Source organism: Allobosea sp. TAB14, assembly GCF_052113865.1.
In the GTDB taxonomy this organism is placed as follows: Bacteria; Pseudomonadota; Alphaproteobacteria; order Rhizobiales; family Beijerinckiaceae; genus Allobosea; species Allobosea spartocytisi.
Genome location: NZ_JBFRDQ010000057.1, coordinates 1 through 21,665, shown reverse-complemented (window position 1 = coordinate 21,665; position 21,665 = coordinate 1). Strand labels below are relative to the sequence as shown.

General features: G+C 66.0%; 18 protein-coding genes. 6 read left to right on the top strand and 12 right to left on the bottom strand.

The window, feature by feature from the left end:
* Both AB4Y99_RS11060 and AB4Y99_RS11055 read left to right on the top strand, forming a co-directional pair.
* The coding region (locus AB4Y99_RS11060) for a (2Fe-2S)-binding protein (RefSeq protein ID WP_441523345.1) at nt 1-425 on the top strand (425 nt) is incomplete at its 5' end.
* Nucleotides 426-436: 11 nt separating this feature from the next.
* On the top strand, nt 437-1,720 hold the full coding sequence (locus AB4Y99_RS11055; protein WP_441523344.1) for a cytochrome c: 1,284 nt from the start codon (nt 437-439) through the stop codon (nt 1,718-1,720).
* A 74-nt stretch (nt 1,721-1,794) separates the two neighbouring features.
* Here AB4Y99_RS11055 and AB4Y99_RS11050 read toward each other — a convergent pair whose 3' ends face one another.
* The 4 genes from AB4Y99_RS11050 to AB4Y99_RS11035 all read right to left on the bottom strand — a co-directional run bounded on the left by AB4Y99_RS11050 (nt 1,795) and on the right by AB4Y99_RS11035 (nt 6,424).
* Complete coding sequence (locus tag AB4Y99_RS11050) at nt 1,795-3,216, bottom strand: FAD-binding oxidoreductase (RefSeq protein WP_441523343.1); 1,422 nt, start codon at nt 3,214-3,216, stop codon at nt 1,795-1,797.
* Nucleotides 3,213-4,115, bottom strand: coding sequence for an amidohydrolase family protein (locus AB4Y99_RS11045; RefSeq protein ID WP_441523342.1), 903 nt, complete (start codon nt 4,113-4,115; stop codon nt 3,213-3,215). Before AB4Y99_RS11045 ends, AB4Y99_RS11050 begins: the two co-directional genes overlap by 4 nt.
* A complete protein-coding gene (locus AB4Y99_RS11040) occupies nt 4,108-5,394 on the bottom strand; it encodes an MFS transporter (RefSeq protein ID WP_441523341.1) in 1,287 nt (428 codons plus the stop codon). The genes AB4Y99_RS11045 and AB4Y99_RS11040 overlap by 8 nt, the downstream gene beginning before the upstream one ends.
* Before the next feature lie 127 nt (nt 5,395-5,521).
* Nucleotides 5,522-6,424, bottom strand: a complete 903-nt coding sequence (locus tag AB4Y99_RS11035; protein ID WP_441523340.1) for a helix-turn-helix domain-containing protein — start codon at nt 6,422-6,424, stop codon at nt 5,522-5,524.
* Between the two features lie 547 nt (nt 6,425-6,971).
* Between AB4Y99_RS11035 and AB4Y99_RS11030 the strand changes: the two genes are divergently transcribed.
* The 3 genes from AB4Y99_RS11030 (at nt 6,972) to purU (ending at nt 11,150) form a co-directional block, all read left to right on the top strand.
* Nucleotides 6,972-7,742: a DeoR/GlpR family DNA-binding transcription regulator gene (locus tag AB4Y99_RS11030; protein WP_441523339.1), complete on the top strand. Its 771-nt coding sequence runs from the start codon at nt 6,972-6,974 to the stop codon at nt 7,740-7,742.
* A 73-nt stretch (nt 7,743-7,815) separates the two neighbouring features.
* Nucleotides 7,816-10,236, top strand: a complete 2,421-nt coding sequence (locus tag AB4Y99_RS11025; protein ID WP_441523338.1) for a GcvT family protein — start codon at nt 7,816-7,818, stop codon at nt 10,234-10,236.
* Between the two features lie 11 nt (nt 10,237-10,247).
* Nucleotides 10,248-11,150 (top strand): formyltetrahydrofolate deformylase, encoded by a 903-nt coding sequence (purU, locus tag AB4Y99_RS11020; protein WP_441523337.1) that lies wholly within the window; start codon nt 10,248-10,250, stop codon nt 11,148-11,150.
* A gap of 167 nt (nt 11,151-11,317) precedes the next feature.
* Here purU and AB4Y99_RS11015 read toward each other — a convergent pair whose 3' ends face one another.
* Together AB4Y99_RS11015 and pbfA are read right to left on the bottom strand one after the other, a co-directional pair.
* A complete protein-coding gene (locus AB4Y99_RS11015; RefSeq protein WP_441523336.1) occupies nt 11,318-12,337 on the bottom strand; it encodes a 2-hydroxyacid dehydrogenase in 1,020 nt (339 codons plus the stop codon).
* A 29-nt stretch (nt 12,338-12,366) separates the two neighbouring features.
* Nucleotides 12,367-13,728 carry a (R)-1-hydroxy-2-aminoethylphosphonate ammonia-lyase gene (gene pbfA / locus AB4Y99_RS11010; protein ID WP_441523335.1) on the bottom strand — a complete coding sequence of 454 codons (1,362 nt, stop codon included), beginning with the start codon at nt 13,726-13,728 and terminating at the stop codon, nt 12,367-12,369.
* A gap of 144 nt (nt 13,729-13,872) precedes the next feature.
* Between pbfA and AB4Y99_RS11005 the strand changes: the two genes are divergently transcribed.
* Complete coding sequence (locus tag AB4Y99_RS11005; RefSeq protein WP_142023201.1) at nt 13,873-14,742, top strand: LysR substrate-binding domain-containing protein; 870 nt, start codon at nt 13,873-13,875, stop codon at nt 14,740-14,742.
* A 10-nt stretch (nt 14,743-14,752) separates the two neighbouring features.
* On the opposite strand, the gene AB4Y99_RS11000 is transcribed toward AB4Y99_RS11005, so the two are convergent.
* From AB4Y99_RS11000 to AB4Y99_RS10975, 6 genes are all read right to left on the bottom strand, one after another.
* The gene (locus AB4Y99_RS11000) at nt 14,753-15,484 is read right to left on the bottom strand and encodes a metallophosphoesterase family protein (protein WP_441523334.1); all 732 of its coding nucleotides are present in this window, start codon (nt 15,482-15,484) and stop codon (nt 14,753-14,755) included.
* A 10-nt stretch (nt 15,485-15,494) separates the two neighbouring features.
* On the bottom strand, nt 15,495-17,210 hold the full coding sequence (locus AB4Y99_RS10995; RefSeq protein WP_441523333.1) for a putative 2-aminoethylphosphonate ABC transporter permease subunit: 1,716 nt from the start codon (nt 17,208-17,210) through the stop codon (nt 15,495-15,497).
* Nucleotides 17,207-18,301 (bottom strand): putative 2-aminoethylphosphonate ABC transporter ATP-binding protein, encoded by a 1,095-nt coding sequence (locus AB4Y99_RS10990; RefSeq protein WP_441523332.1) that lies wholly within the window; start codon nt 18,299-18,301, stop codon nt 17,207-17,209. Before AB4Y99_RS10990 ends, AB4Y99_RS10995 begins: the two co-directional genes overlap by 4 nt.
* A 180-nt stretch (nt 18,302-18,481) precedes the next feature.
* Entirely contained in the window at nt 18,482-19,435 is a 954-nt protein-coding gene (locus AB4Y99_RS10985) for an extracellular solute-binding protein (protein WP_441523331.1), read from the bottom strand.
* A gap of 106 nt (nt 19,436-19,541) precedes the next feature.
* Complete coding sequence (gene phnY / locus AB4Y99_RS10980) at nt 19,542-20,993, bottom strand: phosphonoacetaldehyde dehydrogenase (protein ID WP_441523330.1); 1,452 nt, start codon at nt 20,991-20,993, stop codon at nt 19,542-19,544.
* A gap of 1 nt (nt 20,994) precedes the next feature.
* The coding region (locus AB4Y99_RS10975; protein ID WP_441523329.1) for an alkaline phosphatase family protein at nt 20,995-21,665 on the bottom strand (671 nt) is incomplete at its 5' end.

The window sequence follows — 21,665 nt, the reverse complement described above, 5'->3', positions numbered from 1 at the left end:
GCTCCCGCATGGGCTGCGGCCAAGGTATCTGCCACGCCTGCACCGTCATCGTCGAAGGCGAGGGCGGCGCGCTCAGGGAGATGCGCACCTGTATCACCGGCGCGCACTGGTTCGCCGGCAGGACGGTCGTGACCGTCGAGGGGCACGCCAGGCATGACGCGAAGGGCGAGATCGTCCTGTCGCCGGTCCAGCAGGCCTTCATCGAGCACTTCGCCTTCCAGTGCGGCTATTGCACGCCGGGCTTCGTCACGGGCGCGACCGTCCTGATCGACCGGCTGAAGCGCAAGCCGGTCGCCCGTGCGGAACTGGAACAGGTCGTGACCGAAGCGCTCGACAAGCACATCTGCCGGTGTACCGGCTATGTGCGCTACCATACGGCCGTACGCGACCTCATCCTCGCCACGCCCGGCCTGGTCAGCGGGTGACGGGGCCGGCGATGAAGAAACGGACTCTCCTGCTCGCCGCCGCAGCCGTGATCCTCGCCGGGGCCGCCGTCGCCGGCAGCGTGTTCTTCGGCGCGCTCGAGACCAGCGTGGTCTCCAAGGCCGTCGAGCGCCCTCTCGGCGCCGACGAGATGAAGCGGCTCGCCGAGCGCGGCGCCTATGTCGCGGTCGCCGCCGACTGCTATGCCTGCCATACCGCCAAGGACGGCGCCGCCTGGGCGGGCGGGCTGCCCTTCGAGACGCCTTTCGGCACGCTCTACGCCACCAACATCTCGCCGGACAAGGAATTCGGCATCGGCGCCTGGACCCGGGCGGAGTTCCATCGCTCGGTCAGGGACGGCGTCGGCAAGGGCGGGCGGCACCTCTACCCGGCCATGCCCTATGCCTCCTATCGCGAGATGAGCGAGGAGGACGTCGACGCGGTCTACGCCTATCTGATGACCCGCGAGCCGATGCGGGTGCCGAACCGGGAGAATGAGCTTTCCTTCCCGTTCAACATCCGCCAGTCCCTCACCTTCTGGAACCTCTTCAACCTGCGGCGAGAGGGCTTCGCCGCGAACGCCGCGCGATCCGAAGTCTGGAACCGCGGCCGCTACGTCGTCGATGCGCTGGGGCATTGCGGCGAATGCCACACGCCGCGCAACCTGCTCCAGGGGATGGAATCCGGCGCCTATCTGAAGGGCGCCGTGATCGAAGGGGGCGAGGCGCCTGACATCACGAAGGAAGGCCTCGCGCGGATGGGGTTCGACCCGTTGACGCTCGCCCGTTTCATGAAGTCGGGCCTGTCGGCACAGGGCTCGATGACGCACCAGATGTTCGAGGTCGTCCATTTCTCCACGCAGTACATGAGCGAGGGCGATCTCCAGGCGATGGCCGCCTATCTCTTCGACCTCGACGCTTTGCCCGCAACGCCGGTTCCGCCGCCGGCTCCCGCGCCCGTGGAGGTTCCGGCACCCGTCGCTGCGGCGGGGCGCGGCACCTATCTCAACCTTTGCGCTGGCTGCCACGGCGCCGACGGCCAGGGCATCCCGCATGTCGCAGTCCCGCTGTCGACCAACGCCTCGCTGCGGCTCGCGAGCCCGCGGAACTTCGTCCGCGCCGTGCTCCACGGCATTCCCGCCCAGCGCTTTCCTGGGCTGGAGCGCATGGAGGCGATGCCGGCCTTCACCGAGCTGCTCGATGACAAGGCGCTCGCCGACCTGACGAACTGGATGCGGGCTCGCTGGGGCGGGCGGCAGCCGATCGTGACGGATGAGGAGATTGCGAAGTTGCGGTGAGGCCAGCTCGCCTCGCAGCCCGGTAATCTCCTTCCCAGCCGTCGGCGCATCGTCATCGAGGTCGACGGCAAGCATCACTTCTCGGAAAACGACCTTCCGTCATTGAGGACTTTTCCTGGATTGAAGATGTTGCTGGGATCCAGCGCGCGCTTCAACGTCCGCATCAATGTGAGCTGGCTCGGTTGCTTGTAGTGCGCAAGTTCGGAAACCCGGTAGCTGCCAATTCCGTGTTCGGCGGAAATGCTGCCCTGATGTCCGGCCACGACGTCATGGACGACACGGTTGATGGCCGCCTTGGCTTCGACTGCAGCGCCAAGCACGTTGAAATGGACGTTCCCGTCCCCGACATGGCCGAACACGACGAGCTGTAGCCCGTCGAAGGCATTGTGCAGGGCACTCGTGGCATCGCGAATGAAATCGGGGATGCGGTTGATCGGCACGGATACGTCATGCTTCACGCTGCGTCCGGATTTCAACTCGGCCTCGGTTACATGCTCTCGCAGGGCCCACAGGGCCGCGGCCTGCGCCTCCGTCTCGGCGATCACGCCGTCGCTGGCGTCCCCAGCCTCCAGCGCCATCGTCAAAGCCGCTTCCATCGCGTCGCGCAAACCTGACAGGCTTGCCGCTGCCTCAATCAACACCGCCCAGGATTGCATCTCCATCGGCGGCTTCAACCCGAAATGCTGTTTCACCAGAGCCAGCGCGGACGGCGAGATCAGTTCGAAAGCAGCGATCGCGTCGCCGAGCTCGGCGGTGGCATGTCTGAGCAAGGCCAGCGCAGATTCTGGATCGGGCACGGCGAGAAGCGCGGTGATCTTATGTTTCGGCCGAGGTGCCAGGCGCAGGCTCGCCGCGGTGACGATCCCGAGTGTGCCCTCGGCTCCGATCAGGAGCTGCTTCCAGTCGTATCCGGCATTATCTTTGTGCAAATGGCGCAGGCCCTCGACGATCGAGCCATCGGCAAGGACCGCTTCCAGCCCAAGCACGCGCTGGCGCGTCATCCCATAGCGCAGCACATTGATGCCGCCGGCATTCGTCGAGATGATGCCGCCGATCTGGCTGGAGCCCTGCGCCGCGAAGCTGATGGGGAAGAGCAGCTCATGCTCCCGCGCCGCCTCCTGCACGGTTTCGAGCACGACCCCGGCCTCGGCCGTCATGGTCATGCCGACAGGGTCGATGGCGCGGATCGCCTTCATCCGCGACAGGCTGAGCACGATCTGGGCGCGTCCGGCAATCGGAACCGCGCCGCCAGCGAGGCTGGTATTGCCGCCTTGCGGCACGATCGCGATGTTCCGTTCGGCGCAGACCCGCACCACGGCAGAGACTTGATCGACGGTCTTTGGCCGGGCCACGGCGAGGGCAGGCGCACCGAACTCGCCACGCCAGTCCACGCAGTAAGGCGACATGGCTTCACCGGTCAGGACGAGACCGGCGTCACCCAGGACAGAGTGCAGCGCCGCCAGGAGCGCGTCGTATGGGCCGGTGGAATCTGTCATGAGCCTTGCTGCCCGAAGCCATAGAGGCGGTGCGCGTTTTCGGTGAGGACGCGGTCACGGCCGGCCGGATCGGGCACCCAGTCGGCGAGGAGGTCGAGCAGGTCGCCGACATTCATCATATGCTGCCAGTGCGCGACGTGCGGCCAGTCGGAACCCCAGACGCAGCGTTCGGGTGCAGCCTCGTGAAGCATGCGGGCGAAAGGGATCGTGTCGGCGTAGGGCGGCCCCTCAACCGTGTTGCGGTAGGCACCCGAAAGCTTGACCCAGGCCCCGTCGCGCACGAGCGAGAGAAGCGTCCGGAAGCCGTGATCGGCGATACCGCGCGAGACCGGAAAATGTCCCCAGTGATCGACGACGAAGGGGACGGGCAGCCGGGCGAGCTTCGGCCCCAGCGGTGGCAGGTCCCTGGCATCGATCAGGAACTGCAGATGCCAGCCCAACTCCCTGGCCAGCGCGGCATAGTCGTCCAGCTGGTCGAAGCCGATGCCGCCGCCATAGAGGATGTTGAGGCGCAGGCCGACAACGCCAGCCTCCTTGAGCGCCGCCAGCTCCCGGTCGGGCAGGCCGAGTGGAATGACGGCGATGCCACGGAGTCGCTCGCGGTTCGCCCTCAGGGTCTCGACCATCAGGCTGTTGTCCATGCCATGCACGCTGACCTGGACGAGGACGCCATAGGTCATGCCGGTCGCGTCCAGCATAGCGAGGTAGCTTTCCGGTGTGGCTGGTCCCGGCGTGTAGCTGCGGTCGGCCACGAAAGGGTGAGCCGGAGGCTGCCCGATGACATGGGCGTGGGTATCGACTGCGCCTTGCGGCACCACAAAGCGCGTCGGCCGGTGCGGATGGGGATCGGGCCCTGGGCAAGCTGGCGCCGGTTCGATTGCAGAATTCCTCTCAACCATCGGCGTGCAGCACCTTGCCGCGCGTTTCCGGCAGCCCATAGGCGGCCAAGAAAAACAGCACATAGGCGAACAGAGCAAAGAGGCAGATCGCGTTGGCGAGAGTCGTGATCTGCGACAGATAGCCGACGAGGAAGGGGAAGAGCGCGCCGACGCCACGCCCGAAGTTATAGCAGAAGCCCTGGCCGGAGCCGCGCAGCCTGGTCGGATAGAGTTCCGTCAGGAAGGCGCCCATGCCGGAGAAATAGCCGGAGGCGAAGAAGCCGAGCGGGAAGCCGAGAACCCAGAGCAGCTCGTTCGAGAGTGGGAGCTGCGTATAGGCGAGGACGACCACCATGGCCCCCAGCGAAAAGGTCAGGAACAGGCTGCGGCGGCCGTATTTGTCCRCGAACCACGCGCCAACGAGGTAGCCTATGAAGGAGCCGATGATGAGCGCCGAGAGATAGCCGGTCGAGCTCACGATGGACAGTTTCCGTTCGGTCGTCAGGAAGCGCGGCACCCAGAAGGTGATGGCGTAGTAGCCGCCCTGGCAACCGGTGGTGACGAGCGAGGCGAGGATGGTCGTCTTCAGGATCGGGCCCTGGAAAATCTCGAGGATCGACGGGCGATCGCCGGAGATGGCCAGCTTGGCGCGAGCCTCGACCGAGACCTCCGGCTCCTTCACATAGGCGCGCAGATAGAGGACCAGCAGCGCCGGCAGCGCTCCCATCGCGAACATCCAGCGCCAGGCCTGCTCGGCCGGCAGCAGGGAGAACAGCGCGGCCTGCGCCAGCACGGCGAGCCCCCAGCCGACGGCCCAACCTGACTGGACCGAGCCGACGGCCCGGCCCCGGTATTGCGCGCGAATCGTCTCGCCCATCAGCACCGCACCCGCGGCCCATTCGCCACCAAAGCCGAGGCCCAGCAAGGCGCGGTAGATGAGGAGCTGCTCGAAATTCTGCGCGAACGCACAGAGCAGCGAAAAGAACGAGAACCAGATGATCGTCAGCTGCAGGGTACGGACCCGGCCGATGCGGTCGGCGAGATAGCCGGCCCCCCAGCCGCCGAGCGCTGAGGCAAGCAAGGTTACCGTCCCGGCAAGACCCGCGGTGCCGGCATCGACCTGCCAGAGCATAATGATCGTGCCGATCACCAGCGGATAGATCATGAAGTCCATGCCGTCGAGCGCCCAGCCCGTCGCGCAGGCCCAGAAGGTGCGCTTCTCGGGAACGGTCATGTCCCTGTAGAAGCCGGTCAGGCTGGTATCCTCGACCGGCGCGATCGTGCTTGAAGATGTCGGCATTCGTAACCTCCCTTGCATTCGCCTTCCATGGGCGATCAGCTCGAAGGAGAGGTCTTCCAAAACGTTGGGAGACGTCTGCCGGAAAATTCTCCAGCGGCACACCAACGTCCGCCGTTTTGTCGAAAAATTATCCGTGCCCGCGCTGCAGGCGGCGATAGCGCGCCGGACTCTCGCCCGTTATGGCTCGAAAAGCGACGCCGAAATGCGACTGCGAGGAGAAGCCAACCGCGAGGGCGATCTCGACGATCGGCAGATTGGAGTTCGCGAGCAGTCGCCGGGCGGCGAGCACGCGTTGTTCCACCACGAAGCGGTGCGGTGTCAGGCCGGTGGAGCGCTTGAAACTTCGGATGAAGCTGGAAGGGGTCATGCCAGCCACTTGCGCCATCGCAGCCAAGGTGACCGGAGCGCTGGCGTTGGCTTGTACGAACTCTGCAACACGGGCGCGCATCGTCTCGTCCAGGCTCGGGAGACGATCGGATTTCGGCGAGCCAGGAGCTGCGTAGCGGTCCGACAGGTGCAGCGCGAGCGTATAGGCGATCTGCTCGGCCAAGAGCGCATTGGGCCGCTGGCCGCTGTCGCTCGCTTCGACGAGCCGCTGGGCCGACATTTTCAGCAGCGGATCTTCGATATCCCAAGCCATGTCCATCAGAGCGATCGGGGCGGCTGATCCGCGCGCGGCACCGACCTCCTTGAGCAGCGCTTTGCCAAGGTAGAGCAGAAGCAGTTTTCCAGATCCGACCTCGGGCACCGCATCCACGACGACACTGCGCCCCGGCTGCCCGATGCGAAAACGCCCCGCATGAACGGGCCCGTCGCGCCGGATCCGGCCATCTTCGATCAACACGTGGCGGCGGACGTCGTAGAGTGTGATCGCGACCGTCGGGACAGGCAGTTCGCCAAACTCGTAGAGATGTGGCCCGGTCACCTCGCTCACGGCCGCAGCAAAGCCCGTCGTCGACCAAAGATCGATGAGAGCTGACTGCCTTCGACCTGTGACAAGCTCAGCGTGAAGAAGCGGGTTCAGCTGCATCGAATTGGATCAAGCTGCAAAGACCGCCTCCAATAGCATCGATCGTTTGGACTGGCCACCAACGACCCCGCAGCCATCTTAGGTTCGATTCCGCGACAGAACGGTCGACGTTGATCTCACCGGACAGTTTGCGAACGGGCCGCGATGCAAACTCCGGCCTGCTTGCGCGCCAGTCGCCCAATCCCGTTCGAGCAACCGGATCCGCCGATCCCCATGCAGCGGCCGCTGACGAGCGAATATGCGGCTTGGACCGAGCCGCGCAGCCGCGAAGAGATCGGCCTTACATATCTGGAAACCCTCGCGGGAAGCAGGAGCGGAGCAGACGAATGCTTTGGGCGGCCGACACTCCGAACGGCGCCGCGCTCTGTGCGATCGTCCTGTCACTGGCGGGACACTGGAGGTCGATGGCGAATCTGGGCTCCTGATCCTGCCAGAAGAGGCTTGTTCCCGCTGTGCCAGTGGCCGAGCGAGCTCGATTGCCAAGCGCCCGTCGCGGGCATATGCCGATTGAATTCATCCGCTGGATCGGACTTTTGGTCTCGTTTGCATGACACGCGATATCGCAGCGCGACGGCATCGCGCCATCCTGGACGACCTCGATCGGCTGGAATCCGTCACTGTCGAGGAGCTTGCCCGATCGCTTGAGGTTTCGCGCGAAACCATCCGGCGCGATCTCAAGGTCTTGTCCGCAGACGGACGGCTGTCGATCGTTCATGGCGGAGCCATTCGCAATGAGCGCTCGGAAGCATCGTTCGCGAGCCGCCGGTCCGTGAATCGCGAGGGCAAGGAACGGATCGCCAGCCTGGCGGCCTCGATGCTCGGCGACGGCATGACGATCCTGCTCGATTCCGGCACGACGACCGAAGCCGTAGCCCGCGCGCTGGCCAGATCGGACCGCAAGAGGCTGGTGGTCCACACGACGTCCCTGGAGAACGCGCGGTTGGTCAGCCGCTTGCCGGGGGCCCGGGTCTTTCTGATCGGCGGCGAGTTCGACCGCAATGAGGACGCCACCTCAGGTTCCGAGGCCCTGCGGGCGATTGCTCGCCTCTCGGCAGACCTTTCCTTTGTCAGCGTCGGAGGGGTCGACGTGGAAGGTCGGCTCACCGACTACAACCGCGCCGGAGCGGCGATCCGGGGTGCGCTTCTGCACGCAGCGGAGCAGGGCTTTCTCATGGCCGACAGCAGCAAGTTCGGGCTGGTTTTGCCCAGTCGGATCGAGGGCGAAGAGCGTTGCGCTGCATTGCTGGTCGATCGGCTTCCGCCGGAGACGATCGGCGCAAAGCTGGCCGAAAACAGGGTTCGCGTGCTTGTCGGATAATTTGACCGTTTTTGTGGTTTTTGTTGTTTTTTGTGTTTTGGCGCGATAGGCTGCCTTCATCGCGGAGGCGCTCATGTCCATTCCCACCCAATCCCGTGTCGTCATCATCGGCGGCGGCATCATCGGCTGCTCGGTCGCCTATCACCTGACCAAGCTCGGCTGGCGCGACGTGCTGCTGCTTGAGCAGGGGCGCCTCTCCTCCGGCACGACCTGGCATGCGGCCGGCCTCGTCGGGCAGCTCCGCAGCCAGTCCAGCATGACGCGCCTGATCCGCTATTCGACCGAGCTCTACGCCTCGCTGGAGAACGAAACCGGGCTCGCGACCGGGTGGAAACGCTGCGGTTCGGTTTCCGTCGCCCGGACGCCGGAGCGCATGACGCAGTTGCGCCGGACGATCTCGGCGGCGCGGGCACAGGGCGTCGAGATCGAGGAGCTCAGCCCGCAGGAGGCCGGTGACAAATGGCCGGTGATGCGCACCGACGATCTGCTTGGCGGGGTCTGGCTTCCCGGCGACGGCAAGGCGAACCCCTCCGACATCACGCAGGCGCTGGCACGCGGCGCCCGCAGCGGCGGCGCGACCGTGCGCGAGGGCATCCGCGTCACTGGCATCGAGACCGAGAAGGGCCGGGTCAAGGCGGTGCAGACCGATCAGGGCCGGGTCGAGTGCGAGGTTCTCGTCATCTGCGCCGGGCAATGGTCGCGTGCCATCGGCCAGATGTGCGGCGTCTCGGTGCCGCTGCATTCGGCCGAGCATATGTACATCGTCACCGGCAAGATCGCGGGCGTCTCGCCGGACCTGCCGGTGATGCGCGATCCCGACGGCTATATCTATTTCAAGGAGGAGGTCGGCGGGCTCGTGATGGGCGGGTTCGAGCCGGACGCGAAGCCCTGGGGCATGGACGGCATCCCCCACCCGTTCGAGTTCCAGCTCCTGCCCGACGATTGGGACCAGTTCGGCATCCTGATGGAGAACGCGCTGGAGCGCGTGCCGGCGCTGGAGACAGCCGAGATCAAGACCTTCCTCAACGGTCCCGAGAGCTTCACGCCCGACAACAACTTTCTGCTCGGCGAGGCGCCGGAAGTGGCCGGCGTCTATGTCGGGGCCGGCTTCAACTCGATGGGCATCGCCTCGGCCGGCGGCGCCGGCCGGGCGCTCGCGGAATGGATCGTCGAGGGCGAGGCGACCAGCGATCTCTGGCCGGTCGACATTCGCCGCTTCGCGGATTTCAACAACAACCCGGCCTGGCTGAGGGACCGTATCAAGGAGACGCTCGGCCTTCACTATGCCATGCCCTGGCCGAACCGCGAGCTCGACACGGCAAGGCCCTTCCGGCGCTCGCCGCTCTACGATCGCCTGGCGGCCAAGGGCGCCGTCTTCGGCTCGAAGATGGGCTGGGAGCGCGCGAACTACTTTGCCCGCTCCGAGGAGGAGCGCACGATCGGCTATTCCTTCGGTCCGCAGAACTGGTTTGAGACGGTCTCAGCCGAGCATCGCGCCTGCCGCGAGGCGGCCGGGATCGTCGACATGTCGAGCTTCGCCAAGTTCCTGCTGCAGGGGCCAAAGGCCGAGGCTGCGCTGCAGCGTCTGGCCGCCAACGACGTTGCAGTGCCCGTGGGCACCTCCGTCTACACCGCTCTCCTGAACGCGCGCGGCACYTTCGAAAGCGACCTSACGGCSGCCCGSATTGCRCCSGACACCTAYCTKCTSCTGACCGGCACCGCMCAGGCGACGCGCGACGCGCAYTGGATCAGGCGCCAGCTCCCGGAGGGCGCGACGCTGACGGACGTGACCTCGGCCTATGCCGTGCTCTCGCTTGCCGGGCCGAATGCGGCGGAGATCCTGGCCCGTCTCTCGCCGACCTCCTTCGACTTCGCCGATTTCCCGGCCAATGCCATCCGCAAGATCACGATCGGTTATGCCACGAGCTGGGCGTGCCGCCGTTCCTATCTCGGTGAGGGCTTCGAGCTGTACGTTCCCGTCGAGTTCACAGCGGCGATCTATGACGCGCTCCACAAGGCCGGGGCCGATCTCGGCCTCATGGATGTCGGCTACTACGCCGTCGATTCACTGCGCATCGAGAAAGGTTTTCGCGCCTGGGGACGCGAGCTGACGCCCGATATCAACCCCTACGAGGCCGGTCTCGGCTTTGCCGTGAATCTGAACAAGGGCGAATTCATGGGCCGCGAAGCCCTTGTCGCTGCCAAGGCCGCGCCACGCACCAAAAGGCTCGTCGCGCTCATCGGCCCACGTCCGACCGGCCAGATGGCTTGGGGCGGCGAGGCGGTCCTGGCCGACGGCAGGCCCGTCGGCGAGATCACCTCGGCGGCCTTCGGTGCGACTGTCGATGGAATCGTCGCGCTCGGCTGGGCCGAAAGCCACGAACCGATCGATCAAGCCTGGCTCGATGCCCGCAAATGGACGATCGATCTGGCAGGGACGGCCGTCGCCGTCACGGCCAGCCTCGCGGCGCCTCTCGATCGCAAGCCGGCGTGAGGCGCGCGGCCATGACCGACCTTGCGCCGCTCTCGCTCAGCATTCCCCGCGACATCGCCGTGCAGAAGCCCGCCCGTATCCTCACCCTTTCCTGCGAGGACCGGCCCGGCATCGTCCACGCCGTCAGCGGCGTGCTTTACCGCCATGGCTGCAACATCCTGGAAAGCGCGCAGTTCAGTGATCCGCGCGACGCCCGCTTCTTCATGCGTGTCGCCTTTGCGGCGGGTGATCGCTTCGACGAAGGCAGATTCAAGCGCGAGTTCGACGGCATCGCCGGCACCTTCCGGATGGATTGGGACGCGATCGATGCCGCCGCCCCGGCGCGAATCCTGCTGATGGTCTCGCGTTTCGGCCATTGCCTGAACGACCTGCTATTCCGGCAGGCGACCGGCAATCTCAACATCGAAATCCCGGCGATCGTCTCCAATCACCGCGATTTCGAAGCGCTGGCCAAGAGCTACGGCATCCCCTTCCACTACCTGCCGGTCACGCCCGCGACCAAGGCGGAGCAGGAGGCGCGCCTGCTCGAGATCGTCGCGGAGACGAACTCCTCGCTAGTCGTGCTCGCCCGCTACATGCAGGTGCTCTCGAACGACCTCTGCCGCGCGCTCGACGGGCGGGCGATCAACATCCACCACTCCTTCCTGCCGAGCTTCAAGGGCGCGAAGCCCTACCATCAGGCCTATGATCGCGGCGTGAAGCTGATCGGAGCCACCGCGCATTATGTGACCTCCGATCTCGACGAAGGCCCGATCATCGACCAGGACGTTGGCCGCGCCGACCACTCGCTGACGCCGGACGATCTGGTCAGTGCCGGGCGCGATATCGAGGCGGTCGTGCTGGCGCGGGCGCTCAGGCTCCATATCGAGCGCCGGGTGATGCTGGCCGGCCGCCGCACGGTGATCTTCCGCTAAGACCGACGCTTTCTCCTCAGAATCACACCGTCATCCCGGACAAGCTGCGCAGCAGCGCCGATCCGGGATCCATCGCAAGGCTCTGCGCCCTCCGACGGACCCCGAGGCAAACCCGGGATGACGGCGCGGCTTTGAGATCGCTCGGCCTGCCCTGGAATAACACCCGCTCACGCGAGGGCGACGTTCCGCGTCTGCGCCCGCAGGCGCGGATCACGCGAGCGGATCTGGACCGGCTTGCCGTCGAGGATCTCGAAGCAGCGCGCCAGCGTGTCGTCCGATAGCCGCCGCATCGCCTCGACCGTGAAGAAGGTCAGGTGCGGGAACAGGATGACGTCGTCGCGGCCGAAGAGCGGGCTTAGCGGATGGCCGGAACGGGCGAGCGGCTCCTGGCTGTAGACGTCGAGCCCGACGCCGCCGAGCTTGCCCGCCAGCACCGCCTTGACCAGCGCCGCCTCGTCGATCAGCGCGCCGCGCGAGACATTGACGAGGATCGCATCGGGCTTGAGGCAAGCAAGCTCGTCTCGGCCGATAATGTGGCGGGTCGCGTCGTTCAGGACGCTATGCAGCGAGATCAGATCGCATTGCCTGAGCATCGCGTGGAGGTCGTCGACCTTCTCGATTCCGGCGGCAGCCATGGTCTGTGCATCGACATGCGGATCGTAGCCGAGGACGCGCGCACGGAACCCCTGCCCCGCCATCCGTGCCATGCTGCGCCCGATCTTGCCGGTGCCGACCAAGCCCAGCGTCGCGCCGGCGATGTCCCGGCCGAGCCACCGCTCGGCCGGCCAGATCCAGCCTTCGCTTTGGACGGCCCGGCCGATTTCCGGCAGGCGCTTSGCCAGCGCGATCRTCAGGGCGAARGCGCCCTCSGCGACSGTCTCCTCSGCATATTCRGGMACRTTGACSACCGGKATSCCRCGCGCGMTKGCSGCGGGRATRTCGATCGCATCGATGCCGACGCCGTATTTGACGATKCCCTTCAGCTTCGGCGCGGCGGCGATGACGCGCGCGGTGATCGGCGTGTAGCACATCAACAGCAGATCGGCGTCGACGATGGCTTCGATCAGCTCGGCCTCAGGGATCCCGTCCGGCAAGGTGACGAGCTCGACGCCGCGCGCCCTGAGGCCGGCATCGATATCCGGGCATTCCAATTCGCGGTCCGTCCTGACGGCCTTCAACGGCTGCATCCCTGGCTTTCGTGGGGAGAATGCGTGGCTCAGCCCGCGGCGATCGCCGTCTCGACGATGCCAAGCGCCCGCTCGAGATCGGACTGCGCGATGACCAGCGGCGGCGACAGCGTCAGCACATTGCCCTGGCTGATCTTGAAACTGAGCCCGGCCTCGAGGCAGCGATAATAGACCCGCTCGGCGAGCGCGTTGTCCGGCGCCATGTCGTCTTTGTCGGCCACGATCTCGACGCCGAACATGAGCCCGCGTCCACGCACGTCGCCGACATGGCGCGAGCTCTCGGCGAACGTGCGCAGGCGCTGCATCGCCTCGCCGCCGAGCTCGGCCGCGCGCTCCGGCAATCCTTCCTCGCGGATGATCGCGATCGTGGTCAGCGCCGCGCGCGTCGTCACCGGGTTCTTTTCATGGGTATAGTGACCGATCGCATAGTCGCCGGCGACATCGAGGTCGCGCCGGGCGATCGCAGCGGCGATCGGGAGAATGCCGCCGCCCAGCGCCTTGCCGAGGACGAGGATGTCAGGCGTCACCCCGTCATGTTCGCATGTGAAGAAGCGGCCGGTCTTGCCCAGCCCCGTCGGGATCTCGTCGAAGATCAGGAGTGTGCCGTGGCGATCACACGCTTCGCGGATCTGCTTCCAGAAGCCTGGCGCCGGCGGATTGGGCGTCGCCCGCATCGGCTCCGCGACGAGCGCCGCGAAATCGCCCTCCCGGCCCAGCACRTAGGAGATCATGCTGGCACAGGCGCGTGCCGAATCCTCGAGGCTGTTGTGGCCATAGGCGCAATGATGGTTCGCCCAAGGCGCGACATGCTCGGCTCCCGGCAGAAGCGGCCCGGCGATGCCGGAGCGGAAGGTCGCCTCGCCGCCGACGCTGGAGGCGCCGAAGCCGGCACCATGGAAGGCGTCCCAGAAGGACAGCGTCTTGAAGCGGCCGGTCGCGGCGCGGGCGAGCCTGAGCGCGACCTCGATGGCGTCGGAGCCGCCGGTGGTGAAGAGCACCTTGCCGAGATCGCCCGGCGCCAGCCGCCCGAGAGTCTCGGCAAGCTCGACCGCCGGCTCGCAGGTAAAGCGCCGCGGCGCAAAGCAGAGCTCGTCGAGCTGTGCCTTGATCGCCTCCTTCAGGCGCGGATGGCCATAGCCGATGTGGTGCACGCTGTTGCCATGGAAATCCATGTAGCGGCGCCCCATCGTGTCCTCGATCCAGATGCCCTCGGCCTTGGCGATGGCGGTGAGGCAGGGGCTCGACAGGCTCTGGTGCAGGAAGGCTGCGGAATCGCGCGCCAGCAGTTCGCGGGTTCCGGCATCGCCGATCCCGGCCGACCAGTCGCCGCGCGCCACGGAGGTGTTGGATTCGCCCTCGGTATGGATGATGGCGGCGGTTTCGGCGCGCATGGCAAAGGCCTCGGTTCGCGCCTGTCGGGCGCTGTCGAGGCTCAGAATGCCTTCGTTCCATCAATCTGAAAAATCGCTATTTCATATCCTAGTATAAATTTCRGCGATATCATTCCGCGTCGGCTTTTCGAGGCTCCGCCCGCCATGCGCTACGTTCAGCTCCGTGCCTTCCATCAGGTCGCGTTGTCCGGCGGCTTCTCGAAGGCTGCACTTGCGCTCAACCTCACCCAGCCCGCGATTTCGGATCAGGTCCGCAAGCTGGAAGAGGAATACGACGTCGCCCTGTTCAGCCGCCGTCATCGCCAGATCGTGCTGACAGCAGCAGGGCAAAGATTGCTGGCTGTCACGCATCGCCTGTTCGGTGCCGAGGGTGAGGCGCTGGAGCTGTTGCAGGAGGAGCGTTCGCTGCGGACCGGCGCGCTCAGGATCGTCGCGGATTCCGTGCATCATGTGCTCGACGTGCTCACCGCCTTCCGCGAGCGCCATCCCGGCATCCAGGTCTCGATCGCGCAAGGCAACACCGGCAGCATCGTCGAAACGCTGATCGGCTACGATGCCGAGATCGGCGTTCTGGGTGAGCTCGGCGACGAACGGCCCTTCGCGGTGCTGCCGCTGAACGTCTCACCGATCATCGCCTTTGCCGCGAAGGGGCATCCGGCGGCGGCCCGTGCAACGCTCTCCTTGCAAGAGCTGGCAAGCTGGCCGCTCGTCATGCGCGAGCGCGGATCGCGCACGCGGCAATTGCTGGAACAGCGTGCGGCGGAGCAGGGCGTCATGCTCGCTTATGCGATCGAGGCCGAGGGCCGCGAGGCGGTGCGCGCCATCGTGGCGGCCGGCGGCGGGATCGGCTTCGTCTCGGCGGCCGAGTTCGGCGAGGACGATCCGCGGCTCGTCCGCATTCCGCTCGACGGGCCGCCGCTCAAGATGCACGAGAAGCTGATCTGCCTGCACGAGCGCCGCAACAGCAAGGCGATCCAGGCCTTCTTCGCGCTGGCACGATCCCTGCGCGGTTGAGCGCGCCGTGCTACGGAAGCGCTGTCCCGGTTCGCAAGGCGTGCGCCCAGTCGGCGCGTCCATTCGCCTCTGCTCGTTTGGCCGAGAGCTCCCAATCGTAGATCGCGAGGTGATGTTCGATCGCGATCTCCTCGCCGAGCGTCACGACGGCAAAGCGGGCATGAGGCATGCCGCTTTCGGAAACATGGGTCGGGTTCGTGTCGTCATAGGCCGGATTCCCGACGCTGCCGGGATTGAGCACGATCGCACCGGAACTCAGCCGCGCAGCGCGCGGCAGATGGCTGTGCCCACAGAGCATCAGCGGCGCCGTCCGTCCCTTGAGGCGCTGTTCGATCGCCGCGATCGACGAAGGCACGAGACGGCCATCATACACCTCTTCCATCAGGTAGGTTTCGTCATGGTCGGGGGTTGCATGGAAGCAGAGCGCCCCTTCGACCATGGCCTCGACCGGCAGGCCCGCCAGCCAGCCACGCGCCTGCGGATCGAGCACGCGCCAGGCATAGCCATCGGATGCCCCCAGTCCCTCGGGCGAGGCCGCGCCGAGAGCCCGGTCGTGATTGCCCCGGACGTGGCTCATGTCGCGCGAACGCAGCAGCGCGACGGACTCGGCCGGCCAGAGCGGTCCGGAAGCGCAATCGCCGAGATTGATGAGGCGATCGACGGACATCTCGTCGAGCCTCGCGAGCACGGCTTCGAGCGCGAGCAGGTTTCCATGGACATCGGCGATCACGCCCAGGCGCATGCTCGGCATCCTAGCGCTGGCGCCATTGCTGCAAGCGGCCGAAGACCAGTTGGTCGAGGCCGACATGAGCGAGCTTCACCGCGATGGCGGTGACCATGATGATGCTCGCCATGCCCGCTGCGGAAGCCATGGCGCCGGCCTCGTCCATATGGACGATCGCGATCGAGGCGAGCTTGGTGTCTGCTCCATAGAGGAAGATCACGGCGGAGACCGTGGTCAGCGCGTTGACGAAGACATAGACGGCGATGTCGAGGATCGCCGGCAGGCAGATCGGCGCGGTCACGCGGCGGAAGGTCGACCAGAACGGCACCTTGAGCGAGGCCGAGACCGACTCGAACTCGCCGTCGAGCTGCTTCAGGCTGGTCAGCGCCGTGATGTGCCCGACCGTGTAGAAATGCGCGACGGTGTTGATCACCAGGATCGTCAGCGTCCCGTAGAGGAAGCCGAGCGGGTTCCAGCCGGCATTGTAGAAGAAGACATAGCCGAGGCCGAGCACGAGGCCGGGCACCGCCATCGGCAGCATCGCCAGGAACTGGGCGAAGGCGCGCAGGCGCGGGAAGAGCTTCACCTTCTCGATCAGATAGGCGCCGGTGAAGATCAGCGCCGTGCCGATCACCGCCGTCAGCGAGGCCAGCATCAGCGAGTTGGCATAGGTGCCCCAGCCGTCCGGCTCGACCTGGGCGAAGTCGTAATTGCTCAGCGTCAGCGACAGGTTATAGGGCCAGTATTTGACGAAGGAGCCCCAGAAGGCGACCGCGTAGGGGCCGACGATGGCGAGCGCGATCAGGCCGACGAAGCCGAGCAGCGCGAGGTCGCGGCGCCGGTCCGGACGCGGAACATAAGGCACGGCGCGGGCCGAGAGCATCGCGCTCTGGCGCCGCTGCACGACGCGGTCGACGAAGAAGGCGAGCACGGCCGGCACCAGCAGGATGATGCCGACGACCGCGCCCATCGGGAAATTCTGCTGGCCGACGACCTGCCGGTAGGCATCGGTCGCCAGCACGCTGAACTGGCCGCCGATGACCTTGGGAATGCCGAAATCGGTGATGACCAGGGTGAAGACGACGAAGGTCGCGCTGATCACGCCATACCGCGCGCCCGGCAGGGTGATCGTGTGGAAAATGCGCCAGCGCGAAGTGCCCATCGCATCCGCCGCCTCGCGCAGGCGCCCGTCCGAGAGCGCCAGCGCCGTGACGAGGATCAGCATCGCGTGCGGGAAGCAGTAGAGCACTTCGGCCGCGATGATGCCGATGGGGCCATAGAGCGAAGCGCCCATCATCAGGGATTTTAGGATGCCCTGATTGCCGAAGAGGTAGATCAGCGCGAGGCCGGACAGCAGCGAAGGCGCGAAGACCGGCACCATCGCGGCGGCATAGAACGCGCCCTTGGCCGGGATGCAGCTCCGGCGCAAAGCATAGGCGTAGAGGAACGCCAGCGGCACGACGATCACGGTGGTCACGCCGGCGACGAGCAGGCTGTTGAGCAGCGAATAGAACAGCGAGGGCGTCGTCGCATAGCTGACGAAATTGGCGAGGCCGACGAACTTGCCTTGCGTGTCCTCCAGGCTCTTGGACAGCAGCGCCCAGAGCGGCAGCGCGATGATCAGGACCAGCACCGCGCAGAGCGCCAGGATGAGCGCGCCGGCGACATGGCGCTCGCTGATCCGCAGCGGCGCGACTTTCACGGGCGAATCGGTCATCGGCAGGGGCTGTGCCAGATCGCTCATCGTCCGTCCCCGGCAAAGACGTGCAGCGCCTCGGGCGGAAAGGCGACGGCGCGAACCTGTCCGGGAACGATGCCGAGATCACGCATCGCATTGGTCGAGAAATCGGCGGCGATGCTGGTCGCGCGCGAGCTCGTCGGCTGGAGATGCGCCCGGCAATAGGAGCCGAGGAAGGCAAGGTCCCCGATCGTCGCCTCGAAGCGGTTCGGCGTGTCCGCGCCGATGCTGCGGGTGCGGACCTCCTCGGGGCGCATCGCCAGCCTCACCGGCGTGCCCACCGCGAAGGGCGCTGCRTTGGCGACGASSAGGTCGAGCTCGTCGACRCGGACCYKGCCCGGACCGGTCACGATCGCRTCCATGAAGGTCATGTGCCCGACGAARTCGGCGACGAAGGGCGTSGCGGGGCGCCGGTAGATCTCYTCGGGCGAGCCGACCTGCTCGACCGCGCCGTCCCGCATCACGACGATACGGTCGGCCATTGCCAAGGCCTCCTCCTGATCATGGGTCACCATGATCGTGGTCACGCCGAGCCGCTGCTGCAGCGAGCGCATCTCGTCGCGCAGGCGCACCCGCACCTTGGCATCCAGCGCCGAAAGCGGCTCGTCGAGCAGCAGCAGTTCCGGCGAAGTGGCGAGAGCCCGCGCCAATGCCACGCGCTGCTGCTGGCCGCCCGAGAGCTGGACCGGATATTTCCTGCCCTGTTCCGGCAAGCCGACGAGGGCGAGAAGCTCGCTCACGCGCTTGCTGATCTCGTCGCGGGAGCGGCGGCGGTTGACCAGCCCGTAGCCCACGTTGTCGGCGACGGTGAGATTGGGGAAGAGCGCATAGGACTGGAAGACGATGCCGAAATCGCGCTCGGAGGGGCTGGCATGCGAGACGTCGCGCCCGCCCATATGGATCGTGCCGCTGTCCTGAAGATCCAGCCCGGCGACCGCCCGCAGCAAGGTGGTCTTGCCGCAGCCGGACGGGCCGAGGAAGCAGACGAATTCGCCGCGATGAATATCGAGGTTGATGTCGCGCAACGCCTTGAACGCGCCGAAATTCTTGGCGACCTGGCGGATGGAGAGGAAGGGTGTCGTATTGCTGGACATCATGCCGGCCTTCATCTGAACGGACAGAGATCCGTCCCGCGAAGAGCGGCGGGACTTCTCTTGCGTCTTGCACGGATCATGCCGCCGGCCGCCCACGCGGCCGGCGGCATGGCAGAGGCTCAGTTCTTCGGCGCAGCCTTCGACTCGTAACGCTTCGACCACTCGGCAAGCACCCGTTCGCGGTTATCGGCCATCCAGCCGAGATCGTTCTTGATCATCCCCGCCTCGGCATTGGCGGGGTAGTTCGCCGGCTTGTTCTCGACGCCGGGCGCGGCCACGATCGCATAGGTCTTGGAGTAGCTCGTTGGCGTCCTTCGTGGTCGACCAGTCGGCGATCTTCTTGGCGAGCGCGAGGTTCTTCGAGCCCTTGACGATGGCGCTGGCTTCCATCTCCCAGCCCACGCCCTCCTTCGGGATCACGACCTCGATCGGCGCGCCCTTGCTCTTCTCGGAAGCGCCGCGCATGTCGAGCGCCAGCCCGATCGTGCGCTCGCCGCGCGCCGCCTGGACGCAAGGGGCCGAGCCCGAATGCAGGTAGGCGCCGATATTCTCGTGCAGCCCGTCCATGAACTTCCAGCCTTCGGCCTCGCCCATGCTCTGCAGCCAGCCAGCGACCATCAGGTAGCCGGTGCCCGACGAAGCCGGATGCGGCATCACGATCTTGCCCTTGAAGGCCGGGTTGAGCAGGTCCTTCCAGGAGGTCGGGACGGGGACGCCCTTGGCCTCGGCGGTATTATAGCAGACGACGCCGAGATAGGCGTCCATGCCGGTCCAGGTATAGGGGCTGTTGGGATCGCGGAAGACCGGCTTCAGGGCATCGGCCCCGGCGGGCTTGTAGGTTTCGAGCAGGCCGGCCTTCTCGAACATCAGGAGGCTCGACGCCGCCAGGCCCATCACCATGTCGGCGCGGGGATTGTCCTTCTCGGCGAGGAAGCGGGCGGTGATGACGCCGGTGGAGTCGCGGACCCAGACGACCTCGGCCTCGGGTACGGCCTTCTCGATCGAGGATTTGAAGGGCGCGAGCTGGTCGTTCTCCAGCGCGGTGTAGATCGTCACCTTCGTCTTCTGCGCGTGAGCGACGCCCGGAAGCGCCAGTGCAAAGGCAGCGATGACGCAGGAAGCAAGCCAGTTCTTCATGTTCTCATCCCCTCTTTATGATCAGTTTGAACGCTCTTCGGACGTTTTCTTCCCCTGATATGCAAAAACGCAGGCGGATCGCTCCGCCTGCGCTGGCTTTTCTTGTTCACGCGGTCCAGGGCATGGACCAGGTCTTGACGTTGGTGAAGGATTTCATGGCCTCGACGACGCCCTCCTTGTAGCCGAGGCCGGAATCCTTGATGCCGCCGAAGGGGGACATCTCGATCCGGTAGCCCGGGACTTCCCAGAGATTGACGGTGCCGACCTCGAGATCGGCGACAAAGCGCTGGATGTAATCGTAGCGGTTGGTGCAGATGCCGGAGGAGAGACCATAGGCGGTCGAGTTCGAGATCGCGATCACCTGCACGATGTCGTCGGGCACGCGGAYGATCGGGATCACCGGGCCGAAGGTTTCCTCATGGACGAGCTCGCAGGTATGGGGGATCTTGTCGACCACGGTCGGGTGGAACAGCGCCCCTTCCGCCCGCTTGCCGTGGAGCACCTCGGCGCCCTTGCTGACGGCGTCGTCGACGCGGGCCTGGAAGAGCGCGGCCGAGCGGGCGTTGATGACGCAGCCGACATCGGTATTCGGATCCATCGGATCGCCGCATTTCAGCTTCTTCGCCTTTTCGACGACGAGCTTGGCGAAGGCGTCGGCGACGCTCTCGACCACCAGGATGCGCTTCACCGCCGTGCAGCGCTGGCCCGAGTTCTTGGTCGCGCCGGTGACGGCGAGTTCGGCAGCCTTGTCGAGATCGGCATCCTCCATGACGATCAGCGGATCGTTGCCGCCGAGCTCCAGCACGATGCGCTTGTAGCCCGCGGTATTGGCGATGTGCTTGCCGACGCGGACCGAGCCGGTGAAGGTCACCAGATCCGCGTCGGGATCGGTGATCATCGCATCGCCCATGGTCGAGGGGTTGCCGGTGACGACCGAGAGCATCTCGGGCGGCAAGCCGGCTTCATAGAGCACGTCGGCCAGCGCCAGCGCGGTCAGCGGCGTCAACTCGGTCGGCTTGAGCACGAGACGATTATTGGTCGCGATCGCCGGAGCCAGCTTGTGGCTGACCATGTTGAGCGGGTGGTTGAACGGGGTGATCGCCGAGATCACACCGAGCAGCGGCTGGCGCGTGGTGAAGATCTTGCGCGCCTTGCCGTTCGGCGAGATGTCGCAGGAGAACATCTCGCCATCATCCTTGATGGTGAGCTGCGCCGCGAAAGACCAGACGTCATAGGCGCGGCTGGCCTCATAGAGCGAGTCCTTCCAGCACAGGCCGGCTTCCGCCGTGATCAGCTTCGCGAAGAGCTCCTTGCGGTCGCGCAGCAGTTCGGCGGTCTTCTGCAGGATCTGCTGGCGCTCGTAGCGCGAGAGCGTCGGCTTGAAGGCCTTGGCCTTGGCGAAGGCCTCGCGGACATGCTCGGGCCGGGCCGCGGGGATCAGCCCGACGACGCTGTCGTCATAGGGGTTCCTGACCTCGACCATGTCGTCGGTCGTGACCAGCTTGCCGGCGATGCGCATCGCCTCGCGCCGCACCGGCGGCTTCACCGTCGCGTTCATCTCAGTTCACCAGGTTCAGGGCGACGTCGAAGACGTCGAAATTGCGGAGGATGCGGCCCTGCGGCACCGTGATCGGCCGGTTGGCGATCATCGGCACGCGCTGCTCGGTGATGCCGCCATGCGAGCGCAGCGGCTCCGTGAGGCCCGAGAGATCGTGCCGGTCCGGCGAGGTGCCGATCACCTTCTGGCGGGTCGAGACGACCACGACATCGCCGATCCGGTCTGCCGGCAGTTCGAAGCGCTCGCAGGCTTCCGCCGAGATCACCGCCAGGGCGATGCCGTCGAGTCCGGAGATGCGGGCCGCGACCTCTTCCTGACTGGCGCCATCGGGCAGATAGACCGTGGCGAAGGAGCCGAGCGCGCCGTGATGGACGACATAGGGGTCGGTGATCGGCAGGATCACGCGCATCGTGCCCTTGCCATACCACTCGTCCATCAGGCTCTGGAGATAGACGACATCCGGCTCTCCATTGGCGAGGTGCTTGTCGTTCATGCCGTGATCGGCGGTGATGACCAGCGTGCAGCCGAGCGCATCGAGCTTGCCGACGTAACCGTCGAACATGGCGTAGAACGAGTCCGCCATCTCGGAGCCCGGCGCGGCCTTGTGCTGCACATAGTCGGTGGTCGAGAGATACATCAGGTCGGGCTTGAAGCTCTCCAGCAGCTTGACGC